19 protein-coding genes are annotated in these 25,451 nt (G+C 72.8%); 13 read left to right on the forward strand and 6 right to left on the reverse strand.

The genetic code is table 11. The features are described from left to right. The 5 genes from ACGF5G_RS26610 (at position 1) to ACGF5G_RS26630 (ending at position 7,038) form a co-directional block, all read left to right on the forward strand. A complete protein-coding gene (locus ACGF5G_RS26610) occupies positions 1–1,938 on the forward strand; it encodes a fumarate reductase/succinate dehydrogenase flavoprotein subunit (RefSeq protein WP_357697572.1) in 1,938 nt (645 codons plus the stop codon). Further along, a complete protein-coding gene (locus ACGF5G_RS26615) occupies positions 1,935–2,699 on the forward strand; it encodes a succinate dehydrogenase/fumarate reductase iron-sulfur subunit (RefSeq protein ID WP_350706426.1) in 765 nt (254 codons plus the stop codon). The genes ACGF5G_RS26610 and ACGF5G_RS26615 overlap by 4 nt, the downstream gene beginning before the upstream one ends. Before the next feature lie 758 nt (positions 2,700–3,457). Next, positions 3,458–4,639, forward strand: coding sequence for a zinc-dependent alcohol dehydrogenase (locus ACGF5G_RS26620; RefSeq protein WP_393267457.1), 1,182 nt, complete (start codon positions 3,458–3,460; stop codon positions 4,637–4,639). A gap of 134 nt (positions 4,640–4,773) precedes the next feature. Continuing rightward, complete coding sequence (locus ACGF5G_RS26625) at positions 4,774–5,787, forward strand: serine hydrolase (protein WP_393267460.1); 1,014 nt, start codon at positions 4,774–4,776, stop codon at positions 5,785–5,787. 105 nt (positions 5,788–5,892) lie between these two features. Further along, positions 5,893–7,038, forward strand: a complete 1,146-nt coding sequence (locus ACGF5G_RS26630; RefSeq protein ID WP_393267463.1) for an MBL fold metallo-hydrolase — start codon at positions 5,893–5,895, stop codon at positions 7,036–7,038. Positions 7,039–7,044: 6 nt separating this feature from the next. Here the strand turns inward: ACGF5G_RS26630 and ACGF5G_RS26635 are convergent, their stop codons facing one another. Continuing rightward, a complete protein-coding gene (locus ACGF5G_RS26635) occupies positions 7,045–8,556 on the reverse strand; it encodes a deoxyguanosinetriphosphate triphosphohydrolase family protein (RefSeq protein WP_393267465.1) in 1,512 nt (503 codons plus the stop codon). Positions 8,557–8,796: 240 nt separating this feature from the next. Here ACGF5G_RS26635 and ACGF5G_RS26640 point away from each other — a divergent pair, with 240 nt between their 5' ends. Both ACGF5G_RS26640 and ACGF5G_RS26645 read left to right on the forward strand, forming a co-directional pair. Next, positions 8,797–11,250, forward strand: a complete 2,454-nt coding sequence (locus ACGF5G_RS26640) for a Tex family protein (RefSeq protein WP_393267468.1) — start codon at positions 8,797–8,799, stop codon at positions 11,248–11,250. Between the two features lie 291 nt (positions 11,251–11,541). Beyond that, positions 11,542–11,976: a hypothetical protein gene (locus ACGF5G_RS26645; RefSeq protein ID WP_393267472.1), complete on the forward strand. Its 435-nt coding sequence runs from the start codon at positions 11,542–11,544 to the stop codon at positions 11,974–11,976. A gap of 7 nt (positions 11,977–11,983) precedes the next feature. Here ACGF5G_RS26645 and ACGF5G_RS26650 read toward each other — a convergent pair whose 3' ends face one another. Then, complete coding sequence (locus ACGF5G_RS26650) at positions 11,984–12,943, reverse strand: DUF389 domain-containing protein (protein WP_393267475.1); 960 nt, start codon at positions 12,941–12,943, stop codon at positions 11,984–11,986. Between the two features lie 217 nt (positions 12,944–13,160). On the opposite strand from ACGF5G_RS26650, the gene ACGF5G_RS26655 reads away from it, so the two are divergent. The 4 genes from ACGF5G_RS26655 to ACGF5G_RS26670 all read left to right on the forward strand — a co-directional run bounded on the left by ACGF5G_RS26655 (position 13,161) and on the right by ACGF5G_RS26670 (position 17,673). Continuing rightward, positions 13,161–13,868 carry a sugar transferase gene (locus tag ACGF5G_RS26655; RefSeq protein ID WP_393267478.1) on the forward strand — a complete coding sequence of 236 codons (708 nt, stop codon included), beginning with the start codon at positions 13,161–13,163 and terminating at the stop codon, positions 13,866–13,868. Then, positions 13,865–15,013: a DegT/DnrJ/EryC1/StrS family aminotransferase gene (locus ACGF5G_RS26660; protein WP_393267481.1), complete on the forward strand. Its 1,149-nt coding sequence runs from the start codon at positions 13,865–13,867 to the stop codon at positions 15,011–15,013. Before ACGF5G_RS26655 ends, ACGF5G_RS26660 begins: the two co-directional genes overlap by 4 nt. Then, the gene (locus ACGF5G_RS26665) at positions 15,010–15,654 is read left to right on the forward strand and encodes an acetyltransferase (protein ID WP_393267484.1); all 645 of its coding nucleotides are present in this window, start codon (positions 15,010–15,012) and stop codon (positions 15,652–15,654) included. Before ACGF5G_RS26660 ends, ACGF5G_RS26665 begins: the two co-directional genes overlap by 4 nt. 147 nt (positions 15,655–15,801) lie before the next feature. After that, positions 15,802–17,673, forward strand: coding sequence for a polysaccharide biosynthesis protein (locus tag ACGF5G_RS26670; protein ID WP_393267487.1), 1,872 nt, complete (start codon positions 15,802–15,804; stop codon positions 17,671–17,673). A 142-nt stretch (positions 17,674–17,815) separates the two neighbouring features. Here the strand turns inward: ACGF5G_RS26670 and wecB are convergent, their stop codons facing one another. From wecB to ACGF5G_RS26690, 4 genes are read right to left on the reverse strand one after another with little or no spacing between them, the layout of a single operon-like run. After that, a complete protein-coding gene (wecB, locus tag ACGF5G_RS26675) occupies positions 17,816–18,940 on the reverse strand; it encodes a non-hydrolyzing UDP-N-acetylglucosamine 2-epimerase (protein WP_393267490.1) in 1,125 nt (374 codons plus the stop codon). Then, positions 18,937–20,175, reverse strand: coding sequence for a glycosyltransferase family 4 protein (locus tag ACGF5G_RS26680; RefSeq protein ID WP_393267493.1), 1,239 nt, complete (start codon positions 20,173–20,175; stop codon positions 18,937–18,939). The genes wecB and ACGF5G_RS26680 overlap by 4 nt, the downstream gene beginning before the upstream one ends. Beyond that, positions 20,172–21,299, reverse strand: coding sequence for a capsular biosynthesis protein (locus tag ACGF5G_RS26685; RefSeq protein WP_393267496.1), 1,128 nt, complete (start codon positions 21,297–21,299; stop codon positions 20,172–20,174). Before ACGF5G_RS26685 ends, ACGF5G_RS26680 begins: the two co-directional genes overlap by 4 nt. Then, positions 21,293–22,333 carry a polysaccharide biosynthesis protein gene (locus tag ACGF5G_RS26690; RefSeq protein ID WP_393267499.1) on the reverse strand — a complete coding sequence of 347 codons (1,041 nt, stop codon included), beginning with the start codon at positions 22,331–22,333 and terminating at the stop codon, positions 21,293–21,295. Before ACGF5G_RS26690 ends, ACGF5G_RS26685 begins: the two co-directional genes overlap by 7 nt. A gap of 330 nt (positions 22,334–22,663) precedes the next feature. Between ACGF5G_RS26690 and ACGF5G_RS26695 the strand changes: the two genes are divergently transcribed. After that, positions 22,664–24,007: a glycosyltransferase family 4 protein gene (locus tag ACGF5G_RS26695; protein WP_393267501.1), complete on the forward strand. Its 1,344-nt coding sequence runs from the start codon at positions 22,664–22,666 to the stop codon at positions 24,005–24,007. 40 nt (positions 24,008–24,047) lie between these two features. Further along, entirely contained in the window at positions 24,048–25,358 is a 1,311-nt protein-coding gene (locus ACGF5G_RS26700; RefSeq protein WP_393267504.1) for an O-antigen ligase family protein, read from the forward strand. Positions 25,359–25,451: the final 93 nt, after the last annotated feature.

The following is a 25,451-nucleotide window of genomic DNA, read 5'->3' on the forward strand; positions in this document are numbered from 1 at the left end:
ATGGATCTCTACACCGAGGGCGACCCGATCGCCGACACCAAGGCTCCCGAGGGCCCGATCGAGACCCGCTGGGACCGCCGCCGCTTCGAGGCCAAGCTGGTCAACCCGGCCAACCGCCGGAAGATGACCGTGATCGTGGTCGGCACCGGCCTGGCCGGCGGCTCGGCCGCCGCCACGCTCGCCGAGCAGGGCTACCGGGTCAAGTCCTACTGCTACCAGGACAGCCCACGCCGGGCGCACTCCATCGCCGCGCAGGGCGGCATCAACGCCGCCAAGAACTACCGCAACGACGGCGACTCCGTGCACCGGCTCTTCTACGACACCGTCAAGGGCGGCGACTTCCGGTCCCGGGAGTCGAACGTGCACCGGCTGGCCGAGGTCTCGGTCAACATCATCGACCAGTGCGTCGCCCAGGGCGTCCCGTTCGCCCGCGAGTACGGCGGCCTGCTGGACACCCGCTCCTTCGGCGGCGCGCAGGTGCAGCGCACCTTCTACGCCCGGGGCCAGACGGGTCAGCAGCTGCTGCTCGGCGCGTACCAGGCGCTGGAGCGGCAGATCGGCCTCGGCAACGTCGAGATGAACGCCCGGCACGAGATGCTGGAGCTGATCGTCGTCGACGGCAAGGCCCGGGGCATCGTCGTCCGGGACATGGTCACCGGCGAGATCACCACGGAGTTCGCGGACGCGGTCGTGCTCGCCTCCGGCGGCTACGGCAACGTCTTCTACCTCTCCACCAACGCCAAGGGCTGCAACGTCACCGCCACCTGGCGGGCACACCGCAAGGGCGCGTACTTCGCCAACCCCTGCTACACGCAGATCCACCCGACCTGCATCCCGGTCTCCGGCGACCACCAGTCGAAGCTGACCCTGATGAGCGAGTCGCTGCGCAACGACGGCCGGGTCTGGGTGCCCAAGGCCAAGGGCGACACCCGCAGCCCGAAGGACATCCCCGAGGACGAGCGGGACTACTACCTGGAGCGGATCTACCCCTCCTTCGGCAACCTGGTCCCCCGGGACATCGCCTCCCGCGCCGCCAAGAACGTGTGCGACGAGGGACGCGGCGTCGGCCAGACGGGGCTCGGCGTCTACCTGGACTTCGCCGACGCGATCAACCGGCTCGGCCGCAAGGCCATCGAGGCCAAGTACGGCAACCTCTTCGAGATGTACGAGCGGATCACCGGCGAGGACCCGTACGAGGTCCCGATGCGGATCTACCCCGCCGTGCACTACACGATGGGCGGCCTCTGGGTCGACTACGACCTCCAGTCGACCATCCCGGGCCTGTTCGTGGTCGGCGAGGCGAACTTCTCCGACCACGGCGCGAACCGGCTCGGCGCCTCGGCGCTGATGCAGGGCCTGGCCGACGGCTACTTCGTGCTGCCGAACACCATCGCCAACTACCTGGCGGCCGGGCCGTTCGACAAGGTCGACGCCAGCCACCCGGCGGCCGTGCAGGCGCGTGCCGACGTCGAGGACCGCATCCAGCGGCTGCTGGCGGTCGACGGCGACCGGACCGTCGACTCGTTCCACCGCGAGCTGGGCCAGATCATGTGGGAGCACTGCGGCATGGAGCGCAGCGCGACCGGGCTGCGCAAGGCGATCGACGAGATCCGCGCCCTGCGCGACCAGTTCTGGCAGCGGGTCCGGGTGCCGGGCAACGGCGAGGGGCTCAACCAGTCGCTGGAGAAGGCCGGCCGGGTGGCCGACTTCTTCGAGCTGGCCGAGCTGATGTGCATCGACGCCCTGCACCGCGAGGAGTCCTGCGGCGGCCACTTCCGGGCCGAGCACCAGACGCCCGACGGCGAGGCGGAACGCGACGACGAGCGGTTCGCGTACGTCGCGGCCTGGGAGTTCACCGCCACCGGCGAGCCCTCGGTGCTGCACAAGGAAGACCTGAAGTTCGAATACGTCCACCCCACGCAGCGGAGCTACAAGTGAACCTGACCCTGCGCATCTGGCGCCAGTCCGGCCCCGAGGACAAGGGTCGGATGGTGACCTACAAGGTCGACGACGTCTCCCCGGACATGTCGTTCCTGGAGATGCTCGACGTACTCAACGAGCGGCTGATCCTCGCCGGCGAGGAGCCGGTGGCGTTCGACCACGACTGCCGCGAGGGCATCTGCGGCATGTGCGGCCTGATGATCAACGGCAACGCGCACGGGCCGCAGCGCGGCACCACCGCCTGCCAGCTGCACATGCGGCAGTTCTCCGACGGCGACACGATCGACATCGAGCCGTGGCGGGCCCGGGCGTTCCCGGTCATCAAGGACCTGGTGGTCAACCGGGGCGCGTTCGACAAGATCATCGCGGCCGGCGGCTACATCACCGCGCCGACCGGCAGCGCCCCCGAGGCACACTCCACCCCGGTCGCCAAGGCCAACGCCGACGCCGCCTTCGAGGCGGCCGAGTGCATCGGTTGCGGCGCCTGCGTGGCCGCCTGCCCCAACGGCTCCGGCATGCTCTTCACCGCCGCCAAGATCACCCAGCTCTCGCTGCTGCCGCAGGGCCAGCCGGAGCGCTACACCCGGGTGATCGGCATGGTCGACGCGCACGACGAGGCCGGCTTCGGCGGCTGCACCAACGCCGGTGAGTGCACCGTGGTCTGCCCGAAGGGCATCCCGCTGAACACGATCGGCCGACTCAACCGCGACTACCTGATGGCCACCTCGAAGCGGGGCGACAACACCCCCGGAGCCTGACCCTTCCGGCAGCACGCCGACGGCGGGCCGTCGCACCCCTGCGGGTGCGGCGGCCCGTCCCTCTCCGGCGCTCGCCTGCCCGACACCCCCTCGCGGCCCGTCCCCTCGCGGCCCGTCCCCGCGCAGCCCGTCCCCGCGCAGCCGTTCCCTCGTGGTCGGTCCGTCAGCCCGCCTCGCGGCCGGTCCCGTCGGCCCGCCGGCCCGGCCCGGCGATCGCCCCCGAGCCGCCAACGCCCCTCGCCGACGGCGGGACGCCCGTCGACCGCCTTCAGCGCCGGGCCGGTTCCATCGAGCCGGTTCGGCCGGATGGGCAACCTCGCCGGCACTGTCGAGCTGCCCCGTCCATAGGACCGCCGCCGTCCCGGCCGCCGTCCCGGCCACAACACCACTGCCGAGCCCCGCCGACGTCACGCCCGCAGCCCCACTACCGACACCCACCGCCACGCCCGCAGCAACAGCGCCGGTGCCCCCGCCGCCACGCCGGCAACACCCCGCCAGGCCGCCCGTCGTCACGCCCCGACACCGGCGCGCTCCGTCGCCGGCGCCCGGTCGCATCCGGCCCGGCCGCCTCATCCCCGGCGCAGTTCGACAGCGACCGCACTGCCCAACACCGCCAGCCACGCTGCCCCGCCCGGCGGGGCAGCTCGACAGCGTCCATGTCCGACCGCCAGCCACGGCCCCCGCCGGCTCAAGCCCCGGTTCAAGCCGGCGTGGGCGGGTAGCAGTCCACCGGAGGACGCGAGAGGGGACGTCGGGACATGAAGGCACTGACCTGGCAGGGCAAGCGGGACGTACGGGTCGAGAAGGTGCCGGATCCACGGATCGAGGAGCCGACCGATGCGATCGTCCGGATCACCTCGACCGCCATCTGCGGCTCCGACCTGCACCTCTACGAGGTGCTCGGGCCGTACCTCAAGCCCGGCGACGTCCTCGGCCACGAGCCGATGGGCATCGTCGAGGAGGTCGGCCCGGGGGTGACCCGGCTCAAGCCGGGCGACCGGGTGGTGGTGCCGTTCAACATCTCCTGCGGCACCTGCTGGATGTGCCAGCGGCAGCTCTACGCCCAGTGCGAGACCACCCAGGTGACGTCCGAGGGCAAGGGCGGCGCGCTGTTCGGCTACACCTCGCTCTACGGCTCGGTGCCCGGCGGGCAGGCGGAGTACCTGCGGGTGCCGCACGCCCAGTTCGGCCCGATCAAGGTGCCGGAGACCGGGCCCGACGAGCGGTGGCTCTACCTGTCCGACATCCTGCCGACGGCGTGGCAGGCGGTGAAGTACGCGGACACCCCGCGCGGCGGCACCCTCGCCGTCTTCGGGCTCGGCCCGGTCGGCCAGTTCTGCGCGCGCGTCGGCCGGCACCTCGGCGCCGACCGGGTGATCGGGCTGGACCTGGTTCCGGAGCGGCTGGCGATGGCGCGCCGGCACGGCATCGAGGTGCTCGACGTGCGCGAGCTGGACGACGTGCCCGGTGCGCTGATCGACCTGGTGGACGGGCGCGGCCCCGACGCGGTGATCGACGCCGTCGGCATGGAGGCGCACGGTGCTCCCCTCGGCAAGCTCGCCCAGACCGCCGCCGGGCTGTTGCCCGACAAACTCGCCCAGGCCATGACCGACAAGGTCGGCGTCGACCGGCTCGTCGTGCTCAAGGCGACGCTCAAGGCGGTCCGGCGCGGTGGCACCGTCTCCATCTCCGGGGTGTACGGCGGCGAGGTGGACCCGATGCCGCTGATGGAGATGTTCGACCGGGGCATCCAGGTGCGGATGGGCCAGTGCCACGTGCGTCGGTGGACCGACGAGATCATCCCGCTCCTCTCCGACGACGACCCGCTGGGCGTGGCGGACCTGCGCACCCACCGGGTGCCGCTGGCGCGGGCGCCGCAGGCGTACGAGATGTTCCAGAAGAAGCGGGACGGCTGCGTCAAGGTCGTGCTCGCGCCGTGAGCCGGACGGTGGTCGTCACCGGCGCGACCAGCGGCATCGGCCGGGCGAGCGCGTCGTGGGATCACCGGCGTCGATCGTTTCGCCTAGGGTGGTGGGCCGGAGAGCACGGCCGACCACCACGACGGGAGAGACGATTGACCATCCGGGTGAACCGCAGGACCGCGCTGGGACTCGGCACGGTGGCCACCGCCGGGACGGTGCTCGGCGCCGCCGCGCCGGCGTCCGCCGCCCCCGAGGTCACCGAACCGGCTCCGGCCACACCCCGGCAGGCCGCCCGTCGGGTCGCCGCGAGTTACGCGCGGGAGACCGACCGCGCCGGCGGCAACTGGCAGGCGTACGTCAGCGTCGCCGATCCGGCCGGCGAGCCGGCGGTGGCGGTGGCCGACGAGCCGGACCGGCGGATCGAGGCGTACAGCGTCAACAAGATCGCGGTGGCGACGGCGGTGCTGGACAAGGTCGACCGGGGGCTGCTGACGCTCGACCAGCGGGTCGAGGTCACCGCCGCGATCGTGGTGCCCGGCGGGGACGGCATGTTCAGCCTGGACGGCGCCTACCCCAGCTCGGTGACGCTCGGCCACGCGCTGGCCAACCTGTTGACCGTCTCCGACGACACGGCGGTGCGGCTGTGCGGCCTGGTCTGCCCCGCCGCCGAACTCAACCAGATCCTGCGGGACAAGGGCTTCCCGAACACGCAGGTGCAGCCGGTGGCCAACCCGAACCGGTTCTTCCTCGGCACCAGCACCCCCCGGGAGACCCACGACCTGCTGCGCGCCCTGGTCGGCGGCACCCTGCTCTCGCCGGCCGCCACGGCCTTCGTGCTGCGGCTGCTGCGCGCCCCCGTCGCGTACACCGACGGGGTCCGGCGCGTCATGTCCTCGGCCGAGCGGGCCCGGATCGCCACCAAGGCCGGCTGGTTCGCCGACGCCCGGCACGAGGCCGGGGTGATCTTCGACGCGGCCGGTGCGCCCCTGCTGACGTACGCCCTCTTCGCCGACGGGCAGGCCGGCGCCGACGACTACGGCGCCACCCATCCCGCCGTCGAGGCCCGGGCCCGCATGGGCCGGCGTTTCCTCGCCGCGGTCGACCGCCTCACCGGCGCGGGCGCGACCCACCGTCCGGCCGTGCAGCGGCCCAGCAACGGCGGCTGAGCCGCCGCGCGGCGCGGGTGGCCCCGGCGGGGGCCACCCTGACCGCCCGCAGACCCGCCGGAGACCCGGCTACCGTGTACGACGGGACACGGCGGAGGGACGGCGATGGGCGCACCAGCGGAACGCGCGGGACTCGACCAGGCGTTGGGGCGCCAGCTGCGCGGGGCGGCCGGGCTGGCCGCGCTGGCCGGGCTGGCGTGGGTGGCCCGGGACGTGCCGGCGGCGCTCGGCGGCCGGCTCACCGGCGCGCGGGCGGAGCGGGCGGCGCGCTCGCCGCAGTTCCGCGACGGCACCTTCCACAACCCCGGCGGCACCCGCTCGATGGCCGGCGCGCCCGATCGGGGCCTGATCCGTGAGTTGATCTTCGGCAAGCAGAAGCGCCGCCCGAGCGCTCCCGTGCCGCTGCTGCGCCCGGGCGCCGCCCCGGCCACCGACGTCACGCGCGAGCTGAACGTCGTCTGGTACGGCCACGCCTCCGCGCTGATCGAGATCGAGGGCCGCAAGGTGCTGCTCGACCCGGTGTGGAGCGAGCGGTGCTCGCCATCGGCCCGGGTCGGCCCCCGCCGCCTGCACGAGATGCCGGTCCGCCTCGACGAGCTGCCCCCGGTCGACGCGATCCTGATCTCGCACGACCACTACGACCACCTCGACATGGCGACCGTGCGGGCGCTGACCGACCTCCAGTCGGCGCCGTTCCTGGTGCCGCTCGGGGTGGGCGCGCACCTGGACCGCTGGGGCGTCCCGGCGGCGCGGATCGTCGAGCTGGACTGGTCCGAGAGCCACCGGGTGGCCGGGCTGGAGATCACCGCCACCGCCGCCCAACACTTCTCCGGCCGGGGCCTGCGCCGCGACGGCACGCTGTGGGGCTCCTGGGTGGTGGCCGGCGCGCACCGGAAGGTCTTCTACACCGGCGACTCCGGCTACTTCGACGGCTACGCGGCGATCGGCGCGGAGCACGGGCCGTTCGACGTCACGCTGATGCAGATCGGCGCGTACGACCGGGCCTGGCCGAGCATCCACATGTTCCCCGAGGAGGCCGTCGCCGCCCACCTCGACCTGCGCGGCGGGCTGCTCCTCCCCGTGCACTGGGCGACGTTCAACCTCGCCCTGCACGACTGGTCGGAGCCGGTGGACCGGATCTGGGCCGAGGCGAAGGCCCGCGACGTGCGGCTCGCCGTGCCCCGCCCCGGCGAGCGGGTGGTGGTGGACGAACCGCCGGCCGTCGACGGCTGGTGGCAGGCCGTCGCCTGAGCGTCCTCAGAGGACGAACGCGTCGGTCCAGAGCGCGCCGGAGCGGCCCGACAGGGAGTCCAGCATGGCGACCGCCTGGCTGTCGGTGAGCTGGGCGACGAAGTCGACGATCGCCCGGCCGCGGGCCTTGCCGAGCCGGTCCGGCGTACGCGGGTGCAGCTCCGCCTCGGCCAGCTCCACCAGGTCGTGCAGGCGGCGCGGCAGCCGGGACTCCTCCTCGGGGTCGAGCAGCCAGTCCAGCAGTGCCTCCACCAGGGTGCCCAGCAGCCGGGCCTGCCCGCGCTGGTGCAGGGCCAGGTCGGGCCGGGCCAGCACGAACCGGTGGTGGACGAACTTGAGCACCTGCACCTCGTGCCACTGCGCCGGGGCGAGCAGCACGTGGCCGGAGCGGACCGAGGGCTGCTCGACCACCGTGATCGCGTCGACGAAGCGGGTGGTCCAGCGGGCGGAGAAGCGGGCCACGTACTGCTCCGCCTCGATGGAGCCGTCGAAGGGCATCGCCAGCAGCCCCTCCACCAGCTCCTCGCGGACGTGCTCGACGGCGGCGGCGAACGCCTCGTCGTCGGCGATCCAGGCGTCCTTGCGGTGCAGTTGCCGGCGCAGCCGCTCGATCGCCGAGCCGGGCCGGCGGGCCGCGGCGGTCAGGGCCGCGTCGGTGATGGCCCGGAAGTGCCCGCTCTCGCGCTGCCAGGCCATCAGCTCGGCGGAGACCGCGCCCTGCTGGAGCACCCCGACGCGGTAGAAGTCCTCCACGTCGTGGATCGCGTACGCGATGTCGTCCGCCGTGTCCATCACCGACGCCTCGACGGTCTGCTGCCAGTCCGGAATCCGGCCGACGAACGGCTCCCGTGCCTGCCGCAGGTCGTCGACCTCCGTCCGGTACGCGCCGAACTTCGAGGAGCCGCTGCCGGGGTCGTCGGGCGGCGGGGTGGCGCCGCGCGGCGGCGGGTCCAGCAGCCGGGGGTGCGGGTCCGGGTGGTCCAGGCGCGTCCACGGGTACTTCAGCATGGCCGCCCGCACCGCCGCCGTGAGGTCCAGGCCGGTGGTCGCCGCGCCGCGGATCTCGGTGCTGGTGACGATCCGGTACGACTGGGCGTTGCCCTCGAAGCCGTCGGTGAGCCCGAGCCGCTGCCGGGCCAGCCGGTCCAGCACCCGCTCCCCCAGGTGCCCGAACGGCGGGTGGCCGAGGTCGTGCGCGAGGGCGGCGGCCTCCACCACGTCCGGGTCGCAGCCGCCGAGCTTCTCCAGCAGGTCGCGGTGCTCGCCGTCGGCCGTGAGCCGCTCGGCGATCGCGCGTGCCACCTGGGCGACCTTGAGGCTGTGGGTCAGCCGGTTGTGCACCAGCAGGCCGGAGCCGCCGGGGCTGACCACCTGGGTCACACCGTTCAGCCGGGCGAAGAACGGCGAGGCCACGATCCGGTCCCGGTCGGCCCGGAACGGGCTAGCGGCGAGGTCGCCGAGGGCCCGGGCGCTGCCGCCGAAGAGCCGCCGGGCCCGCGGGTCCGCGGGAGGTTCCATGATCGCCACGCTAGCGCAGCGTGGGCCGGAACGGCGCACGCCCGCCGGTTCGGTAGCCGGCGGCGCACCGGCCACGGCGTCGCGGGCGAGGCGGGTGTAAGGAAGGGCCCCTTCCTCTACCCCAGGCGATAACAAGGTGCCCTTCCTTACACCCGACGCGCCGGGGCGGGGGCGGCGACGGCAGTCGGTGGGGGCCGGCAGAATGCTCAGCGGAACCCACACCGAAGGCGGATCGAGATCGTGACCCTCTCTGTTCATCAGCGGATCGCCGAGGAGCTCGGCGTCGCCGAGCGTCAGGTACGGGCGGCCGTGGAGCTGCTCGACGGCGGCGCCACCGTGCCGTTCATCGCCCGCTACCGCAAGGAGGCCACCGGCCTGCTCGACGACACCCAGCTGCGCACCCTCGAGGAGCGGCTGCGCTACCTGCGCGAGCTGGACGAGCGGCGCGCGGCGGTGCTGGAGTCGATCCGCGGCCAGGGCAAGCTCGACGAGGCCCTGGAAGCGCAGATCATGGCGGCCGACTCGAAGTCCCGCCTGGAGGACATCTACCTGCCCTACAAGCCCAAGCGGCGGACCCGGGCGCAGATCGCCCGCGAGGCGGGGCTGGAGCCGCTCGCCGAGTCGCTGCTGGCCGACCCGTCCCGGGACCCCCGCGAGGCCGCTGCCGGCTACGTCGACGCCGACAGGGGGGTCGCGGACCCCGCCGCCGCCCTGGAGGGCGCCCGGGCCATCCTCATCGAGCGGTTCGCCGAGGACGCCGACCTGATCGGCACGCTGCGCGAGCAGATGTGGTCGCGGGGCCGGCTCGTCTCGCGGGTACGCGACGGGCAGGAGTCGGCCGGCGCGAAGTTCGCCGACTACTTCGACTTCGCCGAGCCGTACCCGAAGCTGCCCTCGCACCGGATCCTCGCCATGTTCCGGGGCGAGAAGGAGGGCGTGCTCGACCTGACCATGGAGCCCGAGGAGGGCGGCGAGGCCGACGCGGCGCCCACCGGGCCGAGCCGCTACGAGGCGGCGATCGCCGGCCGGTTCGGCGTCACCGACAAGGGCCGGCCGGCCGACCGGTGGCTGGCCGACACGGTGCGCTGGGCCTGGCGCACCCGGATCCTCATCCACCTCGGCGCCGACCTGCGGATGCGGCTGTGGCAGGCGGCCGAGGAGGAGGCGGTGCGCGTCTTCGCCACCAACCTGCGCGACCTGCTGCTCGCGGCGCCCGCCGGCACCCGGCCCACGATGGGGCTGGACCCGGGCCTGCGCACCGGCGTGAAGGTCGCCGTGGTGGACGCCACCGGCAAGGTGGTCGCCACCGACACGATCTACCCGCACGAGCCGCGCCGCCAGTGGGACGCCTCGATCGAGACCCTGGCCCGGCTCGCCGGCGCGCACGGCGTCGAGCTGGTCGCCATCGGCAACGGCACCGCGAGCCGGGAGACGGACAAGCTGGCCGGGGAGCTGATCAAGCGGCACCCGCAGCTCAACCTGACCAAGGTGGTGGTCTCCGAGGCAGGGGCGTCGGTCTACTCCGCGTCCGCGTACGCCGCCCAGGAGCTGCCCGGGCTGGACGTCTCGCTGCGCGGCGCGGTCTCCATCGCGCGCCGCCTGCAGGACCCGCTCGCCGAGCTGGTCAAGATCGACCCGCGGTCGATCGGCGTCGGCCAGTACCAGCACGACCTGTCGGAGGTGAAGCTCTCCCGGTCGCTGGACGCGGTGGTCGAGGACTGCGTCAACGCGGTCGGGGTCGACGTCAACACCGCCTCCGCGCCGCTGCTGACCCGGGTGTCGGGCATCGGCGCCGGGCTGGCGGAGAACATCGTGCTGCACCGCGACGCCAACGGGCCGTTCCGCACCCGGGCCGAGCTGAAGAAGGTCCCCCGGCTCGGGCCGAAGGCGTTCGAACAGTGCGCGGGCTTCCTGCGCATCCCGGGCGGCGACGACCCGCTGGACTCGTCCAGCGTGCACCCGGAGGCGTACCCGGTGGTGCGCCGGATCCTGGCCAGCACCGGGCAGGACGTGCGCTCCCTGATCGGCAGGAGCACGATCCTGCGCGGGCTGCGGGCCACCGACTTCGTCGACGACACCTTCGGCCTGCCCACCGTCACGGACATCCTCGCCGAGCTGGAGAAGCCGGGCCGCGACCCCCGGCCGGAGTTCCGCACCGCCACCTTCGTGGAGGGCGTGGAGAAGATCAGCGACCTGACGCCGGGGATGGTGCTGGAGGGCGTGGTCACCAACGTGGCCGCGTTCGGCGCGTTCGTGGACGTCGGGGTCCACCAGGACGGCCTCGTGCACGTCTCGGCCATGTCCCGGACGTTCGTGAAGGACCCGCGCGAGGTGGTCAAGTCCGGCGACGTGGTCCGGGTCAAGGTGCTCGACGTCGACGTGCCCCGCAAGCGGATCTCGCTCACCCTGCGGCTCGAGGACGACGCGGAGGCCGGCGCCGGGCGCGGCGGTCCGGAGGGTGGCCGCCGCGAGCGCGGCGGGCAGGGCGGGCCGCGCGGCGACCGGGGCAGCCGGGGCGGCGGTCACGGCGGCGGGCAGGGCGGCCGGGACCGCGGCGGGCAGGGCGGCCGGGACGGCGGCGGGCAGGGCGGGCGCGGCGGATCGCCGCAGCGGCAGGGCGGCCGGGGCGGCGCCGCGCCGGCAGCGGCCAACAGCGCCATGGCCGACGCGCTGCGCCGGGCCGGCCTGGCCTGAGGACACCCCGCCGGGCGGGCGCGAACGCGCACCGCCCGGCGGGCCCGCGGCCGGCGGGTGCAGCCGGTGGCGACCGCTGCCCGAGATCAGCGGACGGCCGGCGGCCGGCGCCGGGGACAGAGCCGGCAAGAACCCGGGCGACGGGCCGGCACCAGAACGGCGTCGGGCCGCCCCGCACCACGAATCGGCGGCGGGCGCCACGGATAGCGGAGCGGGCGCCACGGATAGCGGAGCGGGCGGCGCGGGAGCCACAGGTACCGGGGGCGGGCGGCGCGGCGTACCGTCGCGGTCGTGGACGAGGGTGACGGCCTGGAGTGGCGGGAGCGGCAGCGACGGGCGGTGCGGGCGCACGCGGCGGCCGACGAGCGGCGCCGGGCGGCCGAGCAGGCGGAGGCGGCGGAGCTCGTGGCCTGGTTCGTCGCCGAGGCGATCCGGCGCGGGCTGCCCACGGAACGGCTCACGGCCCGGGCCTACGACGGTCGCGGCCGCTACCGGACGCGGCTGCGCGGCTGGTACGTCGACCGGGCCCGGACCCGGGCGGTCGACGTGGACGGGCGCTTCCACCTGCTGACCGTGTCGGGCAGCCTGCGCGCCCGACTGCTCGGGGCCGAGCCGCAGCCCAGCCCGCCGCCGCTGATCGTCGGCGCGGGTGGCCGGGACGGCGAGTCCATCCCGCTGCGAACGCTGCTCACCCGCCGGCTGGACGGCGGTGACGAGGGGCCCTGACGGGGGGTCAGCGACGGGCCCGGTCTGGCCCGTGCCCGGGGCCGCGCCGGGCCAGGTACCACCACCATGACTGCTGCACCACCAGCGTGACCAGGCCGGCGAGCACGATCGCGCAGAGGTTGATCACCAACTGGAGGCCCGAGCCGGCCGCCTCGGGCCAGACGCCGTACGCGGCGGCGACAGCCACGTTCGCGGCGGCCGGCACCGTGGTCACCGAGATCAGCACCCCGACCAGGCTGCCGGACTTCTTCGAGGTCAGCGAGAGCATGCCGGCCACACCGGCGAGCAGGCCGACCACCCAGGAGAGCGCGTCCGGCCGCCAGATGAAGTCCGTGAGCGGGCGATCGGCCAACAGCATCCCGCGGTCGACCAGCCCGGCGGCGGTCAGCGCCCAGGTGCTGAGCACGGTGACCACCATGGCGACGAGGAAACCGACCACCAGCGCCTGCACCGACCGGGCGATGGCCGGTGGCCTGCGACGCAGCAGCGCCACGCAGAGCGCGGCCAGGGGGCCGAACTCGGGGCCGACGACCATCGCGCCGACGATGAGGATCGGCTGGTCGAGCAGGACGCCGATGCCGGCGAGCATGGTGGCGACGGTGATCAGCACGAGGTAGGTGGCGGACAGTTCCGTCTGCTCGCCGGTCTTGGCGGCGATCTCGTCCCAGACCACCGCGTCCGCGCCGCTGCCGGGCGCCGTCCGGGCCGCCCGGTCCGCCGCCGCGGAGATGGCCAGCTCCACGTCGTCGGCCGCGATGGCCCCGCGTGCCTCCACGCCGAGCTGCCGCAGGTCGCGCAGCACGCCGTCGGCGCTCTCCCGGACCACGTCGCAGAGGATGAGGTCGCCCTCGGGCTGGCGGGCGGCGCCGGCGAGCACGGCGAGATGGGTCACCCCGGGGTCGGCGGCCAGCAGCTCGGCCACCGCGGCGGACTGGTCCGGTGGAGCGATCACCCTCAGGTGCAGCACGGCCCTCCCCCTCGCCCTGTCGACGGTCGAGCACTCTACTGCCGGTCGGGCCGGATGGAAGGTCACGTCTTGGTAGCCGGCCGAGTCCTGACGGACGGTTGGGCGGTTGACCTGTCGGGATCAGGACCTGGTGTCGCGATTCCGCCCTCTTGACGCTTTCATGCCTGATACAACCTGTCTGTTCCATGATGACTCGATTGGCTGGGAGGTCGACACCGTGCATGGTTCCGTGAACGCGCCGGGGGATCTGGCGGAGCGGGCCCGACCGGAGGGCCTCAAGCGGGCCATCGACCTGGCGGCAGCCGTGGTGCTGCTGGTGCTGACCGCGCCGCTCGTCCTCGTGGTGGCGGCGCTGGTGGCCGCGGGGCTCGGCCGGCCGGTGCTGTTCCGGCAGCCGCGCGCCGGCCGGCACGGCCGGGTGTTCGAGCTGGTCAAGTTCCGCACCATGCTCCCGCCCGATCCGCGGCGGGGACGGGTGCGCGACGGGGACCGGCTGACGCCGCTGGGACGGTTCCTGCGCTCCACCAGCCTGGACGAGCTGCCGACGCTGTGGAACGTGCTGCGCGGCGACATGAGCCTGGTCGGCCCCCGTCCCCTGCTCACCCAGTACCTGCCGCGCTACTCCCCCACCCAGGCCCGCCGGCACGAGGTCAGGCCGGGCGTCACCGGACTGGCCCAGATACGGGGACGCAACAGCCTGGGCTGGGAGGAGAAGCTGGACCTTGACGTCTGGTACGTCGACCATCGCAGCCTGCGGCTGGACCTGTCGATCCTCGCCGCGACCGTCCGCACCGTGCTGCGCCGCGAGGGGATCTCCGCGGCGGGCTCGGCCACCGCGCCCGAGTTCCTCGGCACGCCCTCGCCCGTTCCCGCCGTGCCGGTCCGGGAGGCCAACCTGACCGTTCCCGCCGGAGGTGGCCGATGAGCCGGACCATCCACCTGTCCCCGCCCGACGTCGGGCCGCTGGAGGAGTCGTACGTCGTCGCGGCCCTGCGGTCCGGCTGGGTCGCGCCCGTCGGGCCGGACCTCGACGCGTTCGAGTGCGAGGTCGCCGCGCGGGTGGGCACCCGCGGGGCCGTGGCCGTGAGTTCCGGCACGGCCGCGCTGCACCTGGCGCTGCTCGGGGTGGGAGTCGGGCCCGGGGATGCCGTCATCGTGCCGACGCTGACGTTCGTGGCGACCGCGAACGCGGTCCGGTACGCCGGCGCACGACCGGTCTTCGTCGACTGCGACCCGCACACCGGCAACGTCGACGTCACCCTCGTCGCCGAGCTGATCCGAAACCTGACCTTCCGGGGCCAGCGTGTCGGGGCGGTCGTTCCGGTGGACCTCTTCGGCAGTTGCGTCGACTACACCGCGCTGCTGCCGGTCTGCGACGCGGCGGGCGCCCCGATCGTCGAGGACGCCGCCGAGGCCCTCGGCGCCACCCATCGCGGCCGGCCCGCCGGCTCCTTCGGCCGGGCGGGCATCCTCTCCTTCAACGGCAACAAGATCATGACCACGTCGGGCGGCGGCATGCTCGTCTCCGACGACACGGCCCTGCTGGCCCGGGCCCGTCACCTCGCCACCCAGGCCCGCGAACCGACGCCGCACTACGAGCACCGCGAGACGGGCTACAACTACCGGCTGAGCAACCTGCTCGCCGCGCTCGGCCGCGCCCAACTCGTCCGGCTGGACGGGATGATCGCCCGGCGCCGGCAGCTCCGCGACCGGTACGCCAAGCTCTTCGCCCCGGTCCCCGGCGTACGCCTGGTCGGCGTGGAGGACGCGGGCTCCAACTGCTGGCTGACGACGATCGTGGTCGATCCGAAGCGGTCCGGGTGGCGGGCCGCCGACCTGGCGGCCCACCTGGCCCTGCGGGACATCGAGACCCGACCGGTCTGGAAACCGATGCACCTGCAACCGGCGTACGCCGACGCCGAGCGTCTCGTCACCGGCGCGGCGGAGCGGTTGTTCGCCGACGGGCTGGCCCTGCCGAGCGGCAGTGTCCTGGACGAGGCGCAGATCGGCCGCGTCCTCGCCGCCGTGGACGAGTTCCTGACGGTGCGGGCGGGGGCGTCGACGGCGTGACGACTCCCCTGGTGGTCGTCGGCTGCGGTGGCCACGGCCGGGAGGTCCTGACGATCGCCCGGGCCACGGACGCCGCAGCCGGCCGGCGGCGCTGGCACCTCCTCGGGTTCGTCGACGACCGCCCGTCCGAGGAGAACCTGAAGCGGGTGCAGCGGCTCGACGTCCCCTACCTCGGCGGAGTCGCCTGGCTGCGCGACGCACCCCCGGAAACGCACCACGTCATCGGCATCGGCGACCCGCGCGTCCGGCGGGCCGTGGCGGGGCGCGTCGACGCGTACGGCGTGCCGGCGGCGAGCCTCGTGCACCCGGCGGCGACGATCGGGCCGGACACCGTGCACGGTCCCGGTTTCGTCGCCTTCGCCGGGGCCCGCGTCACCACGAACGTCACCGTCGGCCGGCACGTGCACCTCAACCAGAACGCCACCGTCGGCCACGACTGCACCCTCGCCGACTTCGTGTCGGTCAACCCACTCGCCGCCGTCTCCGGCGACTGCCACCTGGCGGAGGGGGTGCTCGTCGGCACGACCGCAGCCGTTTTGCAGGGCCTGCGGGTAGGCCGGCACAGCACCGTCGGAGCTGGCGCCTGCGTCGTCCGGGACGTGCCGGACGGCGTGGTCGTCAAGGGCGTACCCGCCCGTTGAACCGACACGGTCTCGACCCCTCGGGCAAAATTCGGTCACTAAGCCTGAAAACTCTCAAACATCGCTTTCGGGCATGTATCAAGTAAATGAGCCCAAAGCTCTTTCCGCCCTGCGGCGGAAGCGGTCGGAGACGGACAGGGAGCACATATGCCGCCGGAGACAGAGACGACCCGACTCAGCGAGCAGGGGTCACACCGGTCCAGGGCGCGCCGCCGGACCATCGGATTTCTCGCCACCGACAGCACCGCCTGGGTTTGCGGGTTCGTCGCCGCGGTCTGGTTCCGTTACGAGTTCGACCTGACGCCCGAGCAGCTCGCGCGCGCCGTCGCCTGCGGCGCCCTCGCCGCCGTCGTGCACGTGGCCGTCGCGGCGGTGCGCCGGATCTACTCCGGACGCCACCCGCTGGGCAGCCTCCAGGAGGTGCAGGGGGTCGCCGGCACCGCGGCCACCACCGCCGCGATCCTGCTGGTCGGGCTGCTCCCGGCCGGCGTGCGGCCGGTGCCGGCGAGCGCCCCGCTGGTCGGGGGCGCCCTGGCGCTGCTGTTCATGCTCGCCGCCCGGTTCACCTACCGGCATCGCCGGGACCTCGCCATGCGACCGGACGTCCGGTCCTCGAACCCGGTGCTGCTGTTCGGGCTCGGCGACGCCGGGCAGGGGCTGCTGCGGGCCATGCTCAGCGACCCGCGCGGGCGTTACCGGCCCGTGGGCGCCCTCGACGACGACCCCGACAAGCGGGACCTGCGCATCGGCGGAGTACGCGTGCTCGGCGGCCGGCGGGACGTCGCGGAGGCCGTCCGGCGTACCGGTGCGACGACCGTGATCTTCTCCGTCGCGAACGCCGACGCCGCGCTGATCCGGCAGATCCGGGAGGCCACGCTGCGTACCGGGGCGGCGTTCAAGGTGCTGCCCCCCGTCCGGGACCTCGTCGACCACCGGATCACCGTCACCGACGTCCGCGACGTGCAGATCGGCGACCTGCTCGGACGCCGGCAGGTGGTGGCCGACATGGCGATGAGCACCAGCGGGCTCACCGGCCGACGGATCCTGGTCACCGGCGCCGGCGGCTCCATCGGCTCGGAGCTGTGCCGGCAGGTGATGAAGGCGGACCCGGGCGAGCTGATGATGCTCGACCGCGACGAGTCGGCCCTGCACGCCCTCCAGATGTCACTGGCCGGCCGGGCCCTGCTGGACGGCCCCGAGCTGATCCTCGCCGACCTTCGGGACGACGAGGGGATCCGACGGATCATCCGCGAGCGCCGGCCGGAGGTCATCTTCCACGCCGCCGCGCTGAAGCACCTCACGCTGCTCCAGCGGCACCCCGGCGAGGCGGTGAAGACGAACGTCTGGGGCACGCTCTCCGTGCTCGACGCCTGCCGCGACGTCGCCCGGTTCGTCAACATCTCCACCGACAAGGCGGCCGACCCGATCAGCGTCCTCGGCTACTCGAAGCGGATCACCGAACGGCTGACCGCGCACGCCGCCTCCCGCTTCCCCGGCACCTTCCTCAGCGTCCGCTTCGGCAACGTGTTGAGCAGCCGCGGTTCGGTGGTGACGGCGTTCCAACGGCAGATCGAGCTGGGCCGACCGCTCACCGTCACGCACCCCGAGGTGACCCGCTACCTGATGACGGTGCAGGAGGCGGTGCACCTGGTGTTGCAGGCCGCCGAGATCGGCCGGGACGGGGAGGCGCTGGTACTGGACATGGGCGAGCCGGTCCGCATCGCCGACCTGGCGCAGCAGATGGCCGAGCAGGCGGACAGCAGCGTGCCGATCGTCTACACGGGGCTGCGGCCCGGCGAGAAGCTGCACGAGGACCTCTTCGGTGCCGGGGAGGTCGACACCCGGCCCCTGCACCCGCTGGTCTCGCACGTGGCGGTGCCCGCGCTGGACCCGATGGAGGTCAGCGGCCTCGACCCGTACGACGACCCCGAGAAGGTCGTCGCCCAGCTCGCCCAGCTCTGTTCCCACCCGACCGGACCTGTCCACGCCGCCCCGGTGCAGGTTCCGTTGTCCCGCTGAAGTCTCCCCGTGGACGCCGCCGGCCCGCCGGGTCGGCGGCGTCCACACGCCCCGGGTCTACGCGCCAGGCGCGGCGGGTCCTGTCGGCACGGGGCACGAGAAGGCCGGCGACCGGAGCTCCGGTCGCCGGCCCTGTCGTACCTCAGCGGCGGATGCCCGCCCAGTCGTGGTGCCGCCGAACGGTGGAGAGGATGAAGTCGACCACCCGACGGGAGGTGTCCGGGACCCGGTAGTCGACCGGGCACGGCACCCCCTGGGCGGCGACCTGGTCCACGGTCACCTCGACCGCCTCGACCACGCCCTGCGGGTCGAGCCCGGTCATGATGATCCCGCCGGCGTCCAACGCCTCGGGACGCTCGATCGACTCGCGCAGCGTCACGGCAGGGAAGCCGAGGATCGCGGCCTCCTCGCTGATCGTGCCGCTGTCGGAGAGCGTGCAGTAGGCCCTGGTCTGGAGGTGCACGTAGTCGAAGAGGCCGAACGGCTCGTGGAACGCGATCCCCTCCAGGGCGGTCGCGTCCGGCGCCAACGCCTCCAACCGCTTGCGGGTGCGCGGGTGCGTGGAGACCAGCACCGGATACCCCCACCGGTCACGGACCGCCCGGAGGCAGTCGAGCAGACGCTGGAGGCGGGCCGGCTGGTCGACGTTCTCCTCGCGGTGCGCGCTGACCACGAAGTACCGGCCGGGCGCGAGGTCGAGCTGCCGCAGGACGGCCGACGCGCCGATGTCCGACCGGTAGTGCTCCAGCACCTCCCGCATGGGCGAGCCGGTGTGCAGGATCCGGCGCGGGTGCAGCCCCTCGGCCAGCAGGTTGCGCCGGGCGTGCTCGGTGTAGACCAGGTTGAAGTCGGCGACGTGGTCGACCAGCCGCCGGTTCGTCTCCTCCGGGACGTTCAGGTCGAAGCAGCGGTTGCCGGCCTCCATGTGGTAGACCGGCACCCGCATCCGCCGGGCCATCAGTGCGGCGATGCAGCTGTTGGTGTCGCCGAGCACGAGCAGCGCGTCCGGCCGCGTCTCGGCGACGACCGCCTCCATACCGACCAGCACGCCGCCCAGCACGCGACCGAGCGACGAGGTGTCCACCCGCAGGAACCGGTCCGGCTCGCGCAGCCGCAGCTCCTTGAAGAAGACGTCGGAGAGCGTGCTGTCCCAGTTCTGCCCCGTGTGCACCAGCAGGTGCTCCACCGTGTCGTCGAGCCGGGCGATCACCCGGGACAACCGGATGATCTCGGGTCGGGTGCCGACCACCGTCATGATCCGGGTCATGCCCGTCCTCTCTCTGCTGCCAGCTTGCTCATGATGTCCTCGAACTGGTCCACGCCTACCCGCAGCGACATGCGCTCCTGATAGACGCGCCGGGCCCGCAGACCCAGCTCCGCCCGCGCCGCCGGGGACTCGGCCGCCGCGACGGAGAACCGCGCCGCGAGCGCCTGCCAGTCCCCCGGCGGGGAGACCAGACCGACGCCGGTCGAGCGGACCAGGGCCGCGGCGTCGCCGCCCACGGAGGCGATCACCGGGGCGCCGCAGGCCAGGGCGGCCTGCAGCTTCGAGGGGATGCTGCCGCGCAACGCGGGCAGGTCGCGCAGGCAGACGAGCTGCCAGTCCGCGGCGGCGTACAGCTCGGCCATCTGCTCGGCCGGGCGCCGGCCGACGAAGCGGACGTTGTCGGCACCGAGGTCTGCGGCGAGCCGTCGGGCGGCGTCCTCGTCCGCGCCGGAGCCGACCAGCACCAGGTCGATCCGGTCGCGGGCAGCGGCCGCCGCCCGGATCGCGGTCTCGATGCCCTGCAACAGGCCGATGTTGCCGGCGAACATCACCGTGCAGCGTCCACGGTGGCCGAGCGCCGCGCGGGCCGCGTCGGTGGCCGGCACCGGCCGGAACAGCGCGTCGTCGGTCCAGTTCCACACCACCCGGACCCGGGCCGGGTCCGCGCCACGGGCCACCACCAGATCGGCCATCGCCGGCGAGATCACCACGACGGCGCTGGCCATGCGGTACGTCGCGCGCATCAGCGCGGCGATCCCCCGCTGCAATGTCCGGCCGGCCCGGCCGGTCGGCGCCATGCCCGACCCGAGCACGGACTCCGGCCACAGGTCCTGCACGTGGAGCACGATCGGCGTACGCCGGGCCACGCGGGCGATCGCCGCCGCGGCGAACGAGGTGGGCGGCGGGTGGTAGACGTAGGTGACGTCGGCGCCGGCCAACCAACGGACGCCGCCCAGCGCGCTGCTGGCCCCGAAGGAGAGGTGGCTCAGCGCGCGCCGGGCGGCGGACGTGTCGTGGCTGGGGTAGGCGGGGACCCGCCGGACGGTGACCGGGCCGTCAGCCTCGGTGTGCCGCCAGCGTTGCCGCCAGCCCGGGTAGATGCGGCCGTGCGGGTAGCTCGGAAAGGTGGTGAGCACCCGCACCTCGTGGCCCCGCTCCGCCAGCTGGCGCGCCAGGTTGCCGGGGATGAACACCCCTTCCGGCGGATACCACTGGCTGACCAGGCCGATCCTCACGCGTCGACCACCGGCTGCTCCGACCGGGGACCCTCCACCGGCTCGGGCCAGGTGTCCGGCCGGCCCGGGTCGAACACCTCGTTCGTCCAGAACATGGTGACCAGCTCGTCCGATCCGGTGTTGACCAGCTTGTGCACCCACATGGTGGGCATGTCCACCAGCACCGGCTCGTCGCCGGAGACGGGAAACCGCACCACCTCGGTGTCGCCGACCCTGCGCAGGCTAATCTCGGCCGTGCCGTGCAGCACGACGAACCGCTCCATCTTGGCCAGGTGGAAGTGCTCGCCCCGGGTGATGCCGGGACGGGTCGTGGAGCAGAAGGTCTGGCCGCCTCCACCGTGCGCCTTGACCGTCTCGACCAGCTCGCCCCTGGTGTCGGCCCGACGCGGCAGCGCCAGCGGATAGTGCGCGGGGAAGCAGTGCGACCGGTACGTGTTGAACAGCCGGACGTCGTGCCGGTCCAGCAGAGCCGGGATCTCCCCCGTCCGGTAGGTGGCGGCGACGTCGGCGAGCCGGTCGGCGAGGGCCCGCACGCCGATCCGCAGCGCCGGCATGGCCGGATCCCACGATCCCCCGGCCGGAACGCCGACGAGTCGGGCCGCCGCGTCGGTGACGTGCACCAGGCTCAGCTCCCGGTCGGCGTGCACCTCCGGCCGGCCGCCCTCGGCGAGCAGCCGACAGAAGGTCGCGACCGCGGAGTTGTAGAACGGCCGCCCGTGCTCCCCGTACAGGTTCGGCAGCAGGACGTCGTCGACCGGCAGGCCCGTGTCGGCCAGGATGCCGGCGGCGGCGGCTTTCGCGTCGCCGTAGGGCGTGCCGTTGCCGGCCTGCACCGAGTTGGCGAAGACCACCGTCCCGGGCGGCGTCGGGCAGTGCTTGAGACCCTGCGCGAGCTGGGCCGCGAGCTGCACGTTGCCGGCGGACACGTCCGCCGGTTCGCCCCGGTTGACCCCGGCCAGGTGCAGCACCCGGTCGACCCCGCCGACCTTCGCCGCGACCCGCTGCGGGTCGGCCAGTTCTGCCCGGGTGACGACGACCGGCTCCGGCCAGCCGAGGACGCGCAGCAGCACCCGTACGTGCCAGCCCAGGAAGCCGCCGGCTCCGGTGACCGCGAGCCTCAGCATGCCAGCACCGGGTCCCGCAGGGCCAGCTCCGCGCGGACCGCCGGCAGCGTCTTCAGCAGCTCGATGATCTCCGGTACGCCCATCCGCGGCGCGTTCGCCGAGTTGAAGTCCTCCGTCGGCCCCGCACCCAGCTCGCCCTCGTCCACGTAGAGCGCGTAGTTCAGGTCGCGCGCGTCCAGCGGCACCCGGAGGAAGTCGCCGAAGTCGTCGGCCTGGGCGAGTTCCTCCCGGCTCGCCAGCGTCTCGTCCTGCTTCTCGCCGTGCCGTACGCCGATCACGTCGAGCTTGGCGGGCACGTCGAACAGCTCGCAGACCGCCTCGGCGAGGTCGCCGATGGTGCAGGCGGCGGCCTTGCGGATGAAGATGTCGCCGGGCCGGGCGTGCTGGAAGGCGTGCTCGACGAGCTCCACCGAGTCGGCCAGCGACATCAGGAACCGGGTCATTCCCGGGTCCGTCACCGTGGGTGCCCGGCCCGCCTTGATCTGCTCGATGAAGAGCGGGATGACCGAGCCGCGCGAGTACATGACGTTGCCGTACCGGACGCACGAGACCGTGGTGGCGCTGTTCGGGTTGTTCCGGGCGTGCGCCTGCGCCACCTTCTCCATCAGGGCCTTGCTCATGCCCATCGCATTGACCGGGTAGACGGCCTTGTCGGTGCTCAGCACGACCACCGAGCCGACCCCGTTGCGCTCCGCCGCCTCGATGACGTTGGCGCTGCCCAGGACGTTGGTACGCACCGCCTCCAGCGGGAAGAACTCGCACGACGGGACCTGCTTCAGGGCCGCCGCGTGGAAGATGTAGTCGATGCCCCGACTGGCCCGCAGGACCGAGTCGTAGTCGCGCACGTCCCCGACGTGGTAGCGGACCCGGTCGTCGCCGAGCAGCCGGCGCATGTCGTCCTGTTTGGCCTCGTCGCGGCTGAGCACCCGGACCTCACCGACGCCGCGGTCGAGGAGCCTGCGCACCATCGTCTTGCCGAAGGAACCCGTGCCGCCGGTGATGAGGACCCGGCGGCCGGTGGTCGAATACGTCACTGGTTGCTCCCCGTCTGGCTCGTAGCAGATCTTGTTGCCGGTGCGGCAGGTCAGCCGGCCCGCCGGCCACACCACGGGCAACGAGTCCAGGCAGCCGCAGAAACGCCCAAAACACTCAAAGAAGCACCGTCAAGCCCAAGAAGGTTGCCGCAGCCCTCGCTCCCCGGCCATGCGAGACAGTGACAGTACGAAATTCGTGAAAGTCCCAATCGGCACTACAGAACCTGGTAGGACTCAGACAGCGTCTTTCCCACGCATTTGTGGTCTCTGTTGGCGCCCCATCGGTGCACGTCGCCGCACCCCGACAGCCTCGCCAGACATAGGAGCACCATGCTCGACAGCAGTCCCGAGCCAGCACCGACAAAGGCGGGCTTCCCGCCCTTGGACGAGCCGTACGAGCCGGGTGGACGACTCGACATGAAAGCTCTGATCGCCGTCGAAGCACGGTTCGCCCGGACGCCGGATGGCGCGATCTGGACGCGAGAAGGGCCGGGGTACGGCTTCTTCACCCGCTACCTTTCCGCATTCGCCGAGGTGGTGGTGCTCGCGCGCGTGGCGGAGGTGCCCTCCATGCCGCCGGACTCACATCGAGTGGACGGGCACCGCGTGCTCGTGCGGCCGATACCTCACTACCTCGGGCCCTGGCAGTACGTCCGCCGTCGAGCGGCAGTCGTTCGCGCACTGCGCGACGCCGACGACCCGCATGCGGTCCTCATACTGCGTGCGCCCACGGTACTGGGCTCGCTCCTGGCTGCGGCGCGGGAGCGCTCGGGTCTGCCCTATGCCGTCGAGGTCATGGCGGACCCGTACACGGTCTACGCACCGGGCGTCGTCAGCCATCCCCTCCGGCCGTGGTTGAGGTGGCGTCACACGACGTTGTTGCGGCACCAGTGCCGCACCGCGGTCGGAGTCTCCTACGTAACGGAGCGGTACCTGCAACGACGGTATCCGGCCGGGAAGAACGCCGTGACCGCGGCGTACTCGAGCGTGGAGTTGCCACCGGACGCCTTCGTGACCGAGCCTCCTCAGCTCGTGCAACGCGATGAGTACGTCGTCGTCTCGGTCGGCTCGTTGGAGATGCTCTACAAGGGCATCGACACCCTGATAATGGCTCTTGCTCGACTCGTCGCGGCCGGCTTGCCGGTGCGGTGCGTCCATCTGGGAACAGGCCGGCAACAGGCCCGGTTGGAGCAACTGGCCACTCAGCTCGGCGTGCGTCACCGGATCGAGTTCGTCGGATCCGTTCCCGCGGGAGCGCAGGTCCGGCGATACCTCGACCAAGCCGACCTGTTCGCGATGCCGTCGCGCACCGAGGGGCTTCCCAAGGCATTGGTCGAGGCGATGGCTCGGGGTCTACCCGCCGTCGGATCCTCGGTGGGAGGCATCCCCGAGCTGCTCGCGAGTCAGGACATCGTTGTTCCGGACGACCACGTCGCCTTGGCGGATGCGATAGGGCGTCTGCTCAACGAACCAGCACGGCGAGCCCAGGCATCTGCCCGCAACCTCACTCGCGCCCGCGACTTCTCCGAGGAGGCTCTCAGGCGACGGCGCGACGTCTTCTACCGATCCCTGCGCGACACCACCGCCAACGGTCACGGCTCGTCGGACCAGCGCCGCACCCGCGAGACCTCGCGTCGCGGCGCGTCGACGGTGTCCACCTCGAAGGGGAAGTAGTCTGATGACGATTCCTCCGACGTTCGGTCCCACTGCCCTTGTGACGGAGGACCAACGACGAACCTTCCCTTCCCCCTTTCCGCATCACGCTTCTCAGCGACGCGAAAACGGCGCCGGCACCGGGCGACGACCGAACGGGCTGTTTCCCGCCAGAGAACTCCCGGGACTGGTGTTGATCTGTGCGGTGGCCTTCGTTGCCGCCTGGTCGCCGAAGCTGGCCGCCACCTACGGTGGCGCAGCCGCAGTGATCGCAATCCTGGTCAGTTGCCGTCTGCCGCGCCTCCACCTCGCCGATGTCCTGGCAGGTCTCACCGCCGTGTGGGCCCTTGCCAGCACGATGCTCGGCACGGTCGACCCCTCGATCACCTGGTGGCTCGCCTACCTGTACGCCTCCGCGTGCCTGGTCTTCATCGCAGTCCGACACGTCGTTACCAACAGGACCCACCTTCTTACCGTGGCCTTCGCCCACCTGGCCGGTTGCGCCGCCACATCTGTCACGTTGATCCTCGGCGCCCGCAGCAACGCCGACCACCGCGATGCGCTCCTCGACTACAACATCCGCTACGGCGTGGACGGCATCAACATCAACTACACCTCGTACACGTTCGTGACGGGGGCAGTGCTCGCAGTCGTCCTTCTTCGGGTCGGTCTGCGGTCGCACGTCATACGAGCAACGCTTGTCGGAGCCCTCCTGGTATTCGTGTACGGCGTTCTGCTGACGGGATCCAAAGGCGCCACGCTCGGGCTCATCCTGGGCGCGTCGTTCCTCGCCCTGACAGCGATCAGCTCGCCGCTGGCGTGGGCGGTGGCACGCGTTTGCGTTCCCGTGCTGATCCTCCTGGTTCCGTTCACGGCCGCCAGCAGATTCAGCGCAATCGCGCAACGGCTCGACACCCTCTTCGGCCGCGAGACCGGTGACCTGTCCGGCAGACTCGAGGTGTGGCCGCTCGGCGTATCGGCGTGGATGGAGCAACCCTTCACGGGGCTCGGCCCCGGAGTCTTCCGCATGGTCAACCCGTTTCAGATCGGCCCGCACAATCTGCTTCTCGCCGTAGGCACCGACCTCGGTCTGGTCGGTGTTCTCCTCTACGGCTCAGCCGTCGCCGCAGCCCTCGCCGCAGCCGCCCGACAAGCCGGACACGTCGGCAGGATAGCGGCCGGCCTCTTCGCGATGAGCCTGCTGCCGATCTGGATGAGCGGCCACTGGGAGTACGCGCAGGGCTCGTGGCTGGTGCTCGCGCTGCTCTCCTCCGTGGCGATCGCGACAAATAGAACCGGGCGGAAACTCGGGCGGCATCGGTCTCCGACGGCTCGGGGACAGTTCGCGGCAGGCACCGCCCGCCAAGCGTGAATCGTTCTCCGACGCGCCACTGACGGAGACCTGGCCGGCTCGGAGCCGGGCGGACGACCCGCGACATCGGCTGCCCGCGCGGTTTGGTGACCA

Source organism: Micromonospora sp. NPDC047730 (assembly GCF_043204765.1).
GTDB lineage: Bacteria > Actinomycetota > Actinomycetes > Mycobacteriales > Micromonosporaceae > Micromonospora.

What these genes read in the sequence shown, in the direction of transcription:
- ACGF5G_RS26610 (WP_357697572.1), top strand. Translation starts at nt 1, where the DNA reads ATGGATCTCTACACCGAGGGCGACCCGATCGCCGACACCAAGGCTCCC.
- ACGF5G_RS26620 (WP_393267457.1), top strand. Translation starts at nt 3,458, where the DNA reads ATGAAGGCACTGACCTGGCAGGGCAAGCGGGACGTACGGGTCGAGAAG.
- ACGF5G_RS26630 (WP_393267463.1), top strand. Translation starts at nt 5,893, where the DNA reads ATGGGCGCACCAGCGGAACGCGCGGGACTCGACCAGGCGTTGGGGCGC.
- ACGF5G_RS26635 (WP_393267465.1), bottom strand. Translation starts at nt 8,556, where the DNA reads ATGGAACCTCCCGCGGACCCGCGGGCCCGGCGGCTCTTCGGCGGCAGC.
- ACGF5G_RS26660 (WP_393267481.1), top strand. Translation starts at nt 13,865, where the DNA reads ATGAGCCGGACCATCCACCTGTCCCCGCCCGACGTCGGGCCGCTGGAG.
- ACGF5G_RS26670 (WP_393267487.1), top strand. Translation starts at nt 15,802, where the DNA reads ATGCCGCCGGAGACAGAGACGACCCGACTCAGCGAGCAGGGGTCACAC.
- wecB (WP_393267490.1), bottom strand. Translation starts at nt 18,940, where the DNA reads ATGACCCGGATCATGACGGTGGTCGGCACCCGACCCGAGATCATCCGG.
- ACGF5G_RS26685 (WP_393267496.1), bottom strand. Translation starts at nt 21,299, where the DNA reads ATGCTGAGGCTCGCGGTCACCGGAGCCGGCGGCTTCCTGGGCTGGCAC.
- ACGF5G_RS26695 (WP_393267501.1), top strand. Translation starts at nt 22,664, where the DNA reads ATGCTCGACAGCAGTCCCGAGCCAGCACCGACAAAGGCGGGCTTCCCG.